This window comes from Paraburkholderia sp. AV2 (genome assembly GCF_054968425.1).
The window spans coordinates 87922-100518 of the sequence record NZ_JBANLK010000001.1; the positions used below are offsets into that span (position 1 = coordinate 87922).

Here is a 12597-nt window from a genome sequence, read left to right on the forward strand (position 1 = left end):
GCAACGAAGCAACGAAGCAACGAAGCAACGAAGCAACGAAGCAACGAAGCAACGAAGCAACGATTCTAGCACAGCCAAAATCGTCGTTGGCAAGCACAAAACCTGCCCACCCTCAATATCAATTGGAAGAAGGCGCTCCAGCCAGCACCCAACCCACGACAGTATGAATATCGACGGCACTCATCCCAGGATGAGAAGGCATAGGAATCGCCCCCCAAACCCCGGCGCCACCATCCCGCACCTTCTTCTCCAGCTTGCCTTGGGCGGCAGGATCCCCCTTATACCGTGCAGCGATCTGCTGAAACGAAGGCCCAACAAGCTTGCGATCCACGGCGTGGCAGCCCATACAAGCGTTGTTACGAGCCACAGCCAGCCCATCCGGAGTCGCCCAAGCCCGCATCGGCGCCACCGCAATCACGCCAGCAAGCGCCAACCCCGCAACCAGCAAAACTCGCCGACCGCTCAAAAATCTCATCACAAAGCCTTCCCATTCCCCGGCTCAGCGGGCGACGAGCTGGTAACCGGCGCCGGCGCTTGCTGCTCGATAGGCCGCGAACTCACCGTAGCATCGGGCACGGCGCCCACCATCGGTGCCTCCACGGGATGCGCGGCCGGCGGCGGCGCACTCGCGGCCGCGACAGCGGAAGCTCCCGAACCCTGCCCCGGCTGGATGTACTGATAAACCTTCACAACCTGCTGCACGCCCATGACCTTGCTGGTCGCATCGGCAGCCACGTCCCCTTCCTGCCGCGTCACGAGCCCCAGCAGATAAACCGTGCCGCGCTCGCTCACCACCTTGAAGTCGTTTGCGGAAATATCCTTGTATGCGATCAGTTCGGCCTTCACGCGCCCTTCCAGATACGAGTCGTTAGCCCGCGAGGAGAACGAGCTCGCCGGCTGCACCGCCAGTTCGTTCACCACCGAATCGACATTCGTAATCCCCCGCGCGATGTCCCCGGCCTTCTGCTTCGAGGCGTCGTCCGGTACTTCGCCGGTCAGCAGCACGCGCTGGTTGAACACGGCCACGTTGATATGCGAAGAGTCCGGCAGCTTGTTCGAGATATCCGAAAGCGCCTTCACCTGGATCTCGCGGTCTTCCGTTTGCGAGCCCACCGTGCGCCGGTCGGTCGCCACGAGCGCCGTGCCGCCCGCCGCGCCCGCAATCGCGAGGAAGCAGCCTTGCAGGCTCGCCGAGAGTGCAGCCGCCAATCCGATCGTCAGGGTCGTTCGGGCCAGGGCGCTACTGATGCCGTATCTGCTCTTCAACGTCACTCTCCTTCGTCCTTCGGTGTCAGTCGTCGCCCAGCAGCATCGCGTCGATGCCATCGCACAGGCAGTGAATCGTTAACAGGTGCACTTCCTGGATGCGCGCGGTCCGCTCGGACGGCACGCACAAATGGATGTCGGTATCGGCCAGCGTTTCGTTCACCTTGCCGCCGCCGTTGCCCGTCAGCGCGATCACGATCATTTCGCGTTCGTGCGCTTCTTCGATCGCCGCGAGCACGTTCGCCGAGTTGCCCGAGGTCGTGATCGCGAGCAGCACGTCTCCGGGCTGGCCCAGCGCGCGCACCTGCTTCGCGAAGACCTGGTCGTACGCGTAGTCGTTGGCGACAGCGGTGAGTACCGAGGCGTCGGTGGTGAGCGCGAGGGCCGGCAGGCCCGGGCGCTCGCGTTCGAAGCGGCCGATCAGTTCGGCCGCGAAGTGCTGGGCGTCGGCGGCAGATCCGCCGTTGCCGCACGCCAGTATCTTGTTGCCGTTCGCCAGCGCGGCGAACATCGTGTCGACGGTGGCCGCAATCGGCACCGCGAGGGCTTCCATAGCAGCGAGCTTGAGCGCTGCGCTGTCGCGGAAGTGTTGTTGAATACGTTCGACGGACATCGACTCTCTAATCTGTACTGCGGGTATCGCGAGAAAACCGCTGTTCTGTCAGCGGATGCCCGCAAGTTTAGCGCACTCGCGCGCGTTCTCCGCGCATTCAACTGCCATCGGCGCGGAAGGCGTCGCGTATCCACGTCAGACGTCCGCGTTCGAATGCGATCACGTCGAAGCGGCACGGCGGCGTGGCGCCCCCAGGCTTTTGCGCATTCGCGCGCGTCGCCAGGAAGTAACGCGCGGCGCGCAATACGCGCTGCTGTTTGTGCCACCCCACGCTCGCCGCCGCGCCGCCGTAGTCGTTCCGCGTGCGTGCGCGCACTTCGACGAAAACGAGCGTGCCGTCACGATCGCGCATCACGAGGTCCAGTTCGCCGCCGCGGCAATGCACGTTGCGCGCGACAGGCACGAGCCGTTGGCTGCGCAGAAAGTCGAGCGCGCGTGCTTCGAAACGCGCGCCCGTCGCGCGCGATTGGGCGTTCGACTCGCGACACCCGGAAAAGTTGTCGACGTCCTGAACATTCGCAGCACCAGTGGCACGAGAACGAGCAGGAGAATGCCTCTGCCCTTCCCCCGCCAACGCCCGTTTCCCCGCGTGGCACAATGTCGGCCTCCTCTCTTTCGCTCGCGCGTTCCGTGTCATGACGTCTCCTTCGTCCCTTTCCGAACTCGCACAGGCCCAGCAATATCCGGCCGCCACGCTGTACGTCGTGGCGACGCCAATCGGCAATCTCGCCGACATCACCTTGCGCGCGCTGCACGTGCTCGGCCTCGTCGATCGCATCGCGGCCGAGGACACGCGCAACACGGGCCAGTTGCTCACGCGCTACGGCATGTCGAAGCCGCTCATCGCCGTGCACGAGCACAACGAGCGCGAGGCGGCCGAGCGCGTGATCGATTTTCTGCGCGCGGGCGAGCGCGTGGCCTGCGTTTCGGACGCGGGCACGCCCGGCATTTCCGACCCCGGCGCGAAGCTGGTCGACGCCGTGCGCGAGGCCGGTTTCCAGGTCGTGCCGCTGCCCGGCGCGAGCGCGCTCGCGACCGCGTTGAGCGCGGCCGGCGACTGGGTGTCGACGTTCACGTTCCTCGGTTTCCTGCCGCCGAAGCCGAAGCAGCGCGCCTCCGCGCTGCAGCCGCTCGCCGCGCATGCGCACGCGATGGTGTTCTACGAAGCGCCGCATCGCATCGTCGAAACCGTGCAGGCGCTGGCCGATGCGTTCGGTCCCGCGCGGCGCGTGCTGATCGCCCGCGAATTGACGAAGCTACACGAATCGCTCTATCGCGGCACCCTGGCCGAAGCGCCAGCGTGGCTCGCCGAGGATGCGAACCATCAGCGCGGCGAGTTCGTGCTGGTCGTGGAAGGTGCGAATGCGAGCGAGTCGTCGGAAGAGGATCACGATGCGCTGCTGCGCATGCTGCTGCAGGAAGTGCCCGTGAAGAGCGCGGCGAAAATCGCGGCCACGCTCACCGGCGCGTCGCGCAATGCGCTCTATGCGCGTGCGCTCGAGTTGAAGGAAGAAGGAGAGGGAGACTGAAATGCAGAAGGGCCGCGCATAGCGGCCCTTCCAGGTTCGACGGCAACGCCAGGATCAGCGGTCGCCGTTCGAGATCGCGGCGAGCTGTTCGGCCTGCTCGGCCTTCGCCTCCTCGCGCGGAAGTCCTTCAATGGTCACGCGAGCCGTGCCGGCGTGCTGCACGCCAAGCATCTTCGCAGCAGCATACGAGAGGTCGATCACGCGGCCACGCGCGTACGGTCCGCGGTCGTTGATCTTCACGATGACCGACTTGTGCGTCTCGGGCACGCTCACGCGCACGTAGGAGCCGAGCGGCAGCGTGCGGTGCGCCGCGGTCAGGGATCCCATGTCGAAGCGCTCGCCGCTTGCGGTGCGGCGGCCGTGGAAGGCGCGACCATACCACGAGGCGCGGCCGATCTGGTGGAACCAGGAGACGTCCGGACCATCGCCGATCGGATCGGCGTCGGCGAGCGTCTTGTCGTTGGCGGCGCTCGATGCGGGCAGCGCGGCCAGTGCGGAACCGTAGCCCTGAGGCGCGGCGAAGGCCATGTGCGCGTCCTTGGTGCTGAGCGCGGACCCGTCCGCCTGGTTCTGCGCGCCGGGCGGCATGGCGCAACCGGCCAGCACGGACACGGCGGCAAGACTCCCGAGTCTTCGTCGAGTCAGTCTGAGTTTCATAAGCTAGTCGTCACATGTCGAAGCCCCAGCGTCGTCGTTGCGCGCAACTGTAAGCTTCGGCGGCTACGGGTACGAACCAACCCCTCTCGCGAAAAAACGAGCTCGAGCCGGCACCCGGATGCGACCCCTCATGGGTCACTAACCGCTGGTTATCTTTCACGTCTGGCGCAACCTGTCCCCGGCAGCCTGACCAGACCCCACATGCCGCCATCGAACATGGACTACACGTTCAGGCGCGCCGGTAACACACGGCGCACAGGAACGGCGGCGTAGGCCCCACCCAGCGTCACGGCAGCAAGGCCGTTGCAGGCGCGTAGCGCCTGGCTGGGCAAGACGTGCGGTGCCGAACGGATCGGCACCTGATTTGCCGTCGCTTCAGTCCGCAAAAGGGGCGGTCGTCAGACGACAGCACTGCTTGACGGTGATGCATCGAGACCCTTTTCTGAGCGGGTCGCACCACCTGGTGAAAGCACGTAAAAAACGTGCGCGTTGGGCCGCATTATACCCAAAAGTAATTCCTGTCACGCACGTAACCCCCGAATTTTTATGAACTTTATACGCCGGTGTAACAAATGCGGCGGCCAAAGCCTTGTCAGACAAGGCTTGCCGCCGGATCGCAAACCGCATTCCAGCGGTCGCCGGCGGTCCTCGCTGTGCGCCGGTACAATCGGGTCTCCGATCGCGGTCTGCCGGCCAGGCCGTTCGTTCTCCGCCATCCGCCCAAGCGCATGAAGATCACGCTGATACCCGTCACCCCATTCCAGCAAAACTGTTCGCTTCTTGTCGACGAGGCGACGCAGCGCGCCGCCGTTGTCGATCCTGGCGGCGATCTGGAGCGCATCGAGGCCGAGATCGAGCGCCAGGGCGTGCAGCTCGAAAAGGTGCTGCTCACGCACGGTCACGTGGACCACTGCGCGGGCGCGAAGGCGCTGGCCGCGAAGTTCGGCGTACCGATCGAGGGGCCGCACGAGGACGAGCGCTTCTGGATCGACATGCTGCCGCAGCAAAGCGTGCGCTTCGGCTTCGGTCACGCGGAAGCCTTCGAGCCCGACCGCTGGCTCAATAACGGCGAGACAGTGCGCGTCGGCAACGAAGAGCTGGAGGTCTATCACTGCCCCGGCCACACGCCGGGCCACGTGGTGTTCTTCAGCCGGCCGCATCGCGTCGCGATTGTCGGCGACGTGCTGTTCGCGGGTTCGATCGGCCGCACCGATTTTCCGCGCGGCAATCACGCGGACCTCATCCGCTCGATCCGCGAAAAGCTCTGGCCGCTCGGCGACGATGTCACGTTCGTGCCGGGTCACGGCCCCGCGTCGACGTTCGGCGAAGAGCGCCGCTCCAATCCCTATGTAGCAGACAGCATTCCCGGATGATGAATACCCCCGCCATTGAGGAAATCTACGTCAGCACGGACGTCGAGGCCGACGGGCCGATTCCGGGCCCGCACTCGATGCTCAGTTTTGCATCGGCGGCCTATACCGCCGACAAGCGCCTCGTCGCCACCTTTTCGGCGAATCTCATGACGCTCGAGGGCGCCGCGCCGCATCCCGTGCAGGCCGCCTGGTGGGAGACGCAGCCCGAAGCGTGGGCGGCCTGCCGCAAGGATCTGCAGGATCCAGCCGAGGCGCTCGTGACTTACGTCGACTGGGTCGAGGCGCTGCCCGGCAAGCCGGTGTTCGTCGCCATGCCCGCGGGCTTCGATTTCACCTTCATGTTCTGGTACATGATGCGTTTCGCGGGGCGCTGCCCGTTCTCGTGGTCGGCGCTCGACATCAAGACGCTCGCGTTCGCGATGACGGGCCTGCCGTACCGCAAGTGCATCAAGCCGCGCTTCCCGAAGCACTGGTTCGACGACCACCCTCACACCCATGTCGCACTCGACGACGCCATCGAGCAGGGCGCCCTCTTCTGCAACATGCTGGCCGACTTGCGCGCCCAGCAGGCCGCGAGCGCGCTTGATGGGGACGCGTCAGGGCAAAATGCCGCCAGTTAGAGAACAAATCAGGCGATCTTCCTCATCAGGCGTACTTCGCATTGCGTTTCGTTTTCCTGCCCTCTAACATTCGGGAATAGCAAGACGCAAAAACGGAGGCGCAGTTGACACTCGATACGTTCTCTCAGAAGATCCTGCGCCTGCTACAGCTGGATGCGCGCCGGTCGGTGCAGGAAATCTCGGACCAGGTGGGCCTGTCCAGCACGCCGTGCTGGCGCCGCATCAAGGACATGGAACAGTCGGGCGTGATCCAGCGCTATACGGCGCTGCTCGATCGGGAAAAACTCGGTCTGCACGTCTGCGCGCTCGCGCATATCCATCTCACGCGGCACACCGAAGGCGGCGTCGAGCAATTCGAGCGCGAAATCGCCACTTGCCCCGAAGTCACCGAGTGCTACAGCACCACCGGCGAGTCGGACTACATCCTCAAGATCGTGGCGCCGGACATCAAAGCCTACGATAACTTCCTGCACGAGCGCATCTTCCGCATTCCGGCGGTGGCGCAGGTGCGCACGAGCGTCGTGCTCCGCGAAATCAAGTTCGATACGCAGTTGCCGCTCTGAGGCCCGGGGCGGCCGCCGCGCCGCCGTCAGCCTCAGCCGTCAACCGGCTGCCCGCGGCGTGCCGGCGGGCTCGCCGCGTACCGCGGCAATGGCGTCCGCGCCCACCACGTGCACCACGTCGAGCCGGCTCGCGCCGATACGCCGCTTGATCGTCTCCAGATCCATTTCCGCGAGCCGCGCGATGTCGTCGCTGGCCGCGAGTGCAACCTGCACGGCCAGCCCCGTGCTGAGGTAGTGCAGCGTCACGGCCTCCACATGCACGCCGTGCCCGGCGAACGCCTCGCGCAGGGCATCCGCCAGGGCTTCGCGCGGCAGCAGGCTCGCCACCGACCGCACGTGCATGTCGTCTTCGGGATCGACGTGGATCAACGCGTCGAGCACGCGCGCATCGGTGAGGACGCGCGCACGCGCCGACTCCGCGATGTAGTGCCCCTCGGAGACCGAAATGAAGGGCTCGACGAGGATGTGCGCATCCACCAGCGCGAGGTCGCCGGTCTTGCGGGTGCGCATTTCGTGCACGTCGCGCACGCCCGGCGTGGAAAGCAGGAGCGCGCGCAGGTCGGCGGTCGCGGCTTCGTCGAGCGCTCGGTCGGAGAGGTCTTGCAGCGCGTCCCAGCCGAACACCCAGCCCATGCGCGCCACCATGAAGCCCACGATGGCTGCCGCGATCGGATCGAGCAGCCGCCAGCCCGCCAGGCTACCGATAATGCCGATCGCCACCACGAGCGACGATGCCGCGTCCGAGCGCGCATGCCATGCGTTGGCGATGAGCATCTGCGAGCGCACGCGCTGCGCCTCGCCCAGCATGTAGCGAAAGAGCCCTTCCTTGGAGACGAGCACGAGCAGGGCCACGCCCAGCGCGCTCAGGTGAATGGGCGCAATGGCGCCGAGATCGGCGATGCGCGTTCCCGCGCGCCACAGCATGCCCATGCCGACCGTGATCAGCAGCGCGCCGAGAAAGAGCGACGCGACCGTCTCATAGCGGCTGTGGCCATAGTTGTGATCGGCGTCCGGCTTGGCGCCGCTATGCCGGTTGGCCAGCAAGACCACGAAATCGGAGACGAGATCGGCCAGCGAATGAACACCGTCGGCAACGAGAGCCTGCGAATGCGCAATCACGCCAATCGCGATCTGCAGAACCACGAGCACCGAGTTGACGGCGACACTCACGAGCGTCGTCTTGCGCGCGACTTCGTGTTTTTCCGATGCGAGCGTATCGGTTGTGGAAACCATGAGTTGGAGCTAAAGGGTGAATCAGGATTGGCCGCGATTGTAATCGCGTCAAGCCACCTTTTTCGTGACAACCCTAAAAACCTCTTTTAAATCATATACCTACAAGAACACGACGTATTCGCATTCAACCATGCTCTACATGCGGGATCGGGATAGCAAAAAGCCGCGCGTCGGAACGACAGCGCGGCTCTCTCTTTTTACAATCGGACGGCCAGGTAAGCCCGAGCGCACCTCTGATTCATCGGGATACCCAATGGGGCAGCGGTTCGCTCGTTCCTGCTCGGGCCCAATATGTCTGTCAATACAGCCAGGCGACCATGAAACCGGCTGTGAAGTCCGCTATGAAGCCGGCTATGAATCCGGTCGTAAAGCGCAACGTTAAAGCCGATTGTCAAGCTGATTGCTAACCGATGGCTAAAACGATTGTTCAGCGCGCTGTATAAGCTGCTATACAGCGCACCAGTAAGCAATGCTTTACTTCTGGATCAGAAACTTTTCGCGATCCTTGCCGGCAATCCAGCGCGGCGGCTTGCCGCGGCCCGACCACGTGCTGCCGCTGTCCGGATCCCGATATTTAGGCGCGACGCTTGCGCGCGAACGCGCAGCCTTGGCGCCCTTGCCGCTCGCGCGGCCGCCGCCGAGTTCGGCCAGGGTAATTCCGTAATCAGCCATTTTCTGCTTGATTTCTTCGAGGACCTCGGCATATTCACGTGCCTTCGCCTCTTCAATCTGCTTCTCCAGCTTTTCGCGCTGGGCGAGTAGTTCCTTGTAGGAAGACATGGGTATCCTTGTGGTTTAGACAATTACGGCTACCAGTCTCGCGCCGGTATGCCGACTGACAGATGCTTGCCCCGGAAAGTGGAGGCGAGATTAACACAGAAACCAATCCCGGTAAAAGCGCGTGACAATAAAAATAATAAAAACCTGTTTCAGTATCTTTCCATCGTCGCGACACGCGGAAGGCTTTCATCTGATGCAAATCCGTATTTTTACTAAATACCCTATTCGCCAGATTAATCCCGATACGGCAACGATCAGTTGATGAGAATTAAATGGTTGGAAACATTCTAACATTTCATCAGATGAGAGTTTTGAGCTTATATCGCCCTCGCTCATGCGATATAACTGGACGGCGTCCCAGCACCGCCTCATACCCATAAAGGCAGTTTTCCGATATCTCGAAAAAAATCAGACAGAATGCCGCTCGACGCAATCGGCTAGCACCGCATGCAAGGTTTGCAGATCGGATTGAGGCTCGTCAAAGACGAAGCGCGTGCGCGCGCCATCGACGCCAAGGTCGGCGCCATAGCGATCCACGCCCGCCAGCTCGAGCCCCGCGCGCCGCGCCGGGTGCCGTTCGAACGCTTCGATCAGCGCGGCCTCGTCCGCGGGCGAGAGCGGGTCGAGCTCGTCGAGATCCGCGCCGTCGAGCCAGCCCATCGCGCCAAAGCCGCCGATGTAGCGCAACCGCTCGATGTGCAGCGCCCAGAAAGTGAAGTCGCCGAGCGCGAGGTAGCGCTCCGCGTCCGGGTGGTAGCGCAGATAGCGGCGCGCAACCGCCTCCGCCTGATCCGGGTCCACGGAGGCGTACTGGCCCAGCAGCGTGGCGCGCGGCCCGTTCAGCATGTCGCCGTCCGGCGCGTGGGCGACCAGGAAACCCGCGCGCGGATCACCCAGCAGGTTGCGCGTGTGCTCGGCCAGCCGGCTGATGAGGATCACCGGCCGATGGAACGCATCGGGCGCGAACGGCACGATGCTCGGATACGGAAAGCCGTGCGGCTCGCGGGCATGGGTGGCGAGCGTACCGGTGGACACCTGGTGCAGCAGATGAAGCGGGGCGTGGGCGGGGATCTTCAAGGGGCGTCCTCGGGCAAGGCGGCTTCGTTCGCGTGATCGCTGTGCGCCCACGGCGTCTTGTCGAGAACGAGAAGGCGCGAAAAAACGCGCAAAAAAAGAAAGCGCGTGGAAATGCGGGACGCGTACAGATATTAGAGCACCGCGCGAGTCAGGGTTCGGCAAGACATGCGCGTGTTCGCTAGAATCATCGCTTGCTTTCAGGCAGCTTCCGTTTAGCGTCTTCTTTATGGCGCTGTTACAGCGTCTCTTTTTTCTTCCGGAACCGCCGTGTCCGACCGCACCACCGATCCCGCCCTCGGCGCGCCCATGCCGGCGCACTCGCCTGCCGCCGTGCATGCCGCCCTGCCCGAAGCAACGCGCCGGCGCGCACGCGTCGCCACCATGGCGCTCTTCTTCGTCGCGGGAATGATGTATGCCTCGTGGGGCGTGCACGTTCCCACGGTGCGCGACCGCTTTCACCTGAGCCCCGCTCTGCTCTCGTGCGCGCTCTTTGCCGTCGCGGGCGGCTCGATCGCCGCGATGACGACGATCGGCGGCTGGATCGCGCGCGTCGGCACGCGCCGCGCCTGTCTCGCCGGCGGCCTCACGATGTCGGTCTGCGGCGCCCTGATTCTCGTCGTGCCGTGGTTCTGGATGCTGCTCGCGGTGCTGGCCCTGTTCGGCGTCGGCATGGCCACGCTCGACGTCGCCATGAATGCGGAGGCCAGCGCCGTCGAGGAATCGCTCGGCCGGCCGATCATGTCGTCGCTGCACGGCATGTTCAGCCTCGGCGGCATGGCGGGCGCGGCGATCGGCGGCGCGCTGCTCGCGCGCGGCATGGCGCCCGCGCTGCATCTCGTCCTTGCCTCCGCCCTCGCGGCGCTCGTGCTGCTCGTCTCGTGCCCGGCCGTGCTGCCCCACGTGCCGCACCCCACCCACGGCGAACACGCGAGGACCGGCAACCGCTGGCGCACGCCCGCCCTGTGGGCGCTGGGCGGCATCGCCCTGATCGCGCTGATCGCCGAAGGCGCGATGTACGACTGGGCCACCGTATACATGCGCGATGTCGTGGTCGCCACGCCCGCGCTCGCGAGCGCGGCCTACGCGGCGTTCTCGGGCGGCATGGCCGCGGCGCGCTTCGCCGGCGACGCCGTGCGCGCACGCTTCGGCGCGCCGCAACTGGTGATGGCGAGCGCATCGCTCGCCTGCGCCGGGATGATCGGAGCGCTCGTGCTGCCGTTCACGGTCACTGCCCTCGTCGGCTTCACCCTCATGGGCCTCGGTCTCGCGAACATGATGCCCGTGCTGTTCGCCGCCGCCGCGCGCGTGAAGGGCATCCATGCGGCCGAGGGACTCGCGCACGTCGCGGGCATCGCCTACTTCGGGCTGCTGTTCGGGCCGGTGGTGATCGGCGGCATCACGCAGGTGACGAATCTCACCGTAGGGCTTGCCGTCGTCGCGCTGTGCGCGGCGCTGGTCGCCTTCGCCGCGCCGCGCGTACTGAAGCGCCTCGGGATCTGATCCGCGTCTGTGCCGCCGACGCCGTACGCCAAACCACACGCAAAACCGTTCGCAAAACAAAAGGCACGTGGCCCCGAAGGTCCACGTGCCTTTTCGATTACCGCTGCATGACTGCGCTGCGGCGCAGCCGCGCGATTACATCTTGACGACGTCGAGCAGCGTCTTCTTGCCGCCCTTGTAGTCGTACAGCGAGATCACGCCGTGCTGGAGGTCGCCCTTCGAGTCGAAGGTCGTCTCGCCGATCACGCCCTTGTAGTCGGTGCTCGGCATTTCGGCCAGGATCTTCGCCGGGTCGGTCGAGTTCGCGCGCTTCATCGCGTCGACGATGATGTACACGGCGTCATACGTGAACGGCGCGTAGATCTGGATCGGCTGGCCGAAACGCTTCTCGTACTTGGCTTCGAACTCCTTGCCTTGCGGCATCTTTTCGAGCGCCATGCCCGCTTCCGAACACACGATGTTGTCGGTCGCGTCGCCGGCGAGGTCGGAGAGCTTGTCGGTACAGACGCCGTCACCCGCGAGGATCTTCGCGCGCAGGCCGAGCTGCTTCGCCTGCTTCGCGAACGGGCCGCCGGTGGCATCCATGCCGCCGTACATGATCGCGTCGGGGTTCTCGCCCTTGATCTTCGTGAGAATGGCGCGGAAGTCCACGGCCTTGTCGTTGGTCGCGTCATGCGACAGGACGCTCATGCCCAGCGACTTCGCGGTCTTCTCGAACTCGTTCGCGAGACCCTGGCCGTAGGCCGTCGAGTCGTCGACGATCGCCACGCTCTTCAGCTTCATCGTCTTCGCCGCGTAGTTCGCGAGTGCCGGACCCTGCTGGGCGTCGGTCGCGACGACGCGGTAGGTCGTCTTGAAGCCTTGCTGCGTGTAGGCCGGGTTCGTGGCCGACGGCGAGATCTGCACGATGCCCGCGTCGCTATAAATCTTCGAGGCCGGGATCGACGTACCGGAGTTCAGGTGGCCCACAACGGCGACGACCTTGTCGTCGACGAGCTTCTGCGCGACCTGGGTGGCGGTACGCGGGTCGGCCGCGTCGTCCTGTGCGTCGAGCACGAGCGTGACCTTCTGGCCGCCGATCACGAGACCCTTCGCGTTGATTTCCTCGACGGCGAGACGCGCGCCGTTCTCGTTATCCTTGCCGAGGTGGGCAATGCCGCCCGTCAGCGGAGCGACGTGACCGATCTTGACCGTTTCGTCTGCGAACGATGCCGTGGCAAACGCTCCGAACATCATGACGGCAGCGCTGATCGGCAACAGCTTTTGAAGCTTGATATTCATGTAAGTCTCCAGTTTCGAACCCAAAAGCAACGTAATCGCCCTGGTGCTCCCGCGCCCCGAACGTGTCGCTCCCCTGAGCGGACGACCACGCAGGATGCATCCTTG

14 protein-coding genes are annotated in these 12597 nt (G+C 64.6%); 5 read left to right on the top strand and 9 right to left on the bottom strand.

The window, feature by feature from the left end; translation table 11 throughout:
* Positions 1-118: 118 nt before the first annotated feature.
* The 4 genes from V8683_RS00430 to V8683_RS00445 all read right to left on the bottom strand — a co-directional run bounded on the left by V8683_RS00430 (position 119) and on the right by V8683_RS00445 (position 2477).
* A complete protein-coding gene (locus V8683_RS00430) occupies positions 119-400 on the bottom strand; it encodes a c-type cytochrome (RefSeq protein WP_411190457.1) in 282 nt (93 codons plus the stop codon).
* A 74-nt stretch (positions 401-474) separates the two neighbouring features.
* Positions 475-1266: a BON domain-containing protein gene (locus V8683_RS00435; protein ID WP_411187596.1), complete on the bottom strand. Its 792-nt coding sequence runs from the start codon at positions 1264-1266 to the stop codon at positions 475-477.
* A 25-nt stretch (positions 1267-1291) separates the two neighbouring features.
* Positions 1292-1879: a phosphoheptose isomerase gene (locus V8683_RS00440; protein WP_027793288.1), complete on the bottom strand. Its 588-nt coding sequence runs from the start codon at positions 1877-1879 to the stop codon at positions 1292-1294.
* Positions 1880-1976: 97 nt separating this feature from the next.
* A complete protein-coding gene (locus tag V8683_RS00445; RefSeq protein WP_411190458.1) occupies positions 1977-2477 on the bottom strand; it encodes a YraN family protein in 501 nt (166 codons plus the stop codon).
* Positions 2478-2514: 37 nt separating this feature from the next.
* On the opposite strand from V8683_RS00445, the gene rsmI reads away from it, so the two are divergent.
* Positions 2515-3408: a 16S rRNA (cytidine(1402)-2'-O)-methyltransferase gene (gene rsmI, locus V8683_RS00450; protein ID WP_411187599.1), complete on the top strand. Its 894-nt coding sequence runs from the start codon at positions 2515-2517 to the stop codon at positions 3406-3408.
* Positions 3409-3462: 54 nt separating this feature from the next.
* Here rsmI and V8683_RS00455 read toward each other — a convergent pair whose 3' ends face one another.
* Entirely contained in the window at positions 3463-4065 is a 603-nt protein-coding gene (locus V8683_RS00455; RefSeq protein ID WP_411187601.1) for a septal ring lytic transglycosylase RlpA family protein, read from the bottom strand.
* Positions 4066-4793: 728 nt separating this feature from the next.
* Between V8683_RS00455 and V8683_RS00460 the strand changes: the two genes are divergently transcribed.
* The 3 genes from V8683_RS00460 (at position 4794) to V8683_RS00470 (ending at position 6621) form a co-directional block, all read left to right on the top strand.
* Complete coding sequence (locus V8683_RS00460; protein WP_411187603.1) at positions 4794-5438, top strand: MBL fold metallo-hydrolase; 645 nt, start codon at positions 4794-4796, stop codon at positions 5436-5438.
* Positions 5438-6058: a 3'-5' exonuclease family protein gene (locus V8683_RS00465; protein WP_411190459.1), complete on the top strand. Its 621-nt coding sequence runs from the start codon at positions 5438-5440 to the stop codon at positions 6056-6058. Before V8683_RS00460 ends, V8683_RS00465 begins: the two co-directional genes overlap by 1 nt.
* 104 nt (positions 6059-6162) lie before the next feature.
* Positions 6163-6621 (top strand): Lrp/AsnC family transcriptional regulator, encoded by a 459-nt coding sequence (locus tag V8683_RS00470; RefSeq protein ID WP_027793282.1) that lies wholly within the window; start codon positions 6163-6165, stop codon positions 6619-6621.
* A 39-nt stretch (positions 6622-6660) separates the two neighbouring features.
* Here the strand turns inward: V8683_RS00470 and V8683_RS00475 are convergent, their stop codons facing one another.
* The 3 genes from V8683_RS00475 to V8683_RS00485 form a co-directional block, all read right to left on the bottom strand.
* On the bottom strand, positions 6661-7854 hold the full coding sequence (locus V8683_RS00475) for a cation diffusion facilitator family transporter (protein ID WP_411187605.1): 1194 nt from the start codon (positions 7852-7854) through the stop codon (positions 6661-6663).
* 474 nt (positions 7855-8328) lie between these two features.
* Positions 8329-8634 carry an H-NS histone family protein gene (locus tag V8683_RS00480; RefSeq protein ID WP_411187607.1) on the bottom strand — a complete coding sequence of 102 codons (306 nt, stop codon included), beginning with the start codon at positions 8632-8634 and terminating at the stop codon, positions 8329-8331.
* Between the two features lie 408 nt (positions 8635-9042).
* On the bottom strand, positions 9043-9711 hold the full coding sequence (locus V8683_RS00485) for a HugZ family pyridoxamine 5'-phosphate oxidase (RefSeq protein ID WP_411187609.1): 669 nt from the start codon (positions 9709-9711) through the stop codon (positions 9043-9045).
* 306 nt (positions 9712-10017) lie between these two features.
* On the opposite strand from V8683_RS00485, the gene V8683_RS00490 reads away from it, so the two are divergent.
* Positions 10018-11211 carry an MFS transporter gene (locus V8683_RS00490; RefSeq protein ID WP_411190460.1) on the top strand — a complete coding sequence of 398 codons (1194 nt, stop codon included), beginning with the start codon at positions 10018-10020 and terminating at the stop codon, positions 11209-11211.
* A 135-nt stretch (positions 11212-11346) separates the two neighbouring features.
* Here the strand turns inward: V8683_RS00490 and V8683_RS00495 are convergent, their stop codons facing one another.
* Positions 11347-12492: a branched-chain amino acid ABC transporter substrate-binding protein gene (locus V8683_RS00495; protein ID WP_411187611.1), complete on the bottom strand. Its 1146-nt coding sequence runs from the start codon at positions 12490-12492 to the stop codon at positions 11347-11349.
* Positions 12493-12597: the final 105 nt, after the last annotated feature.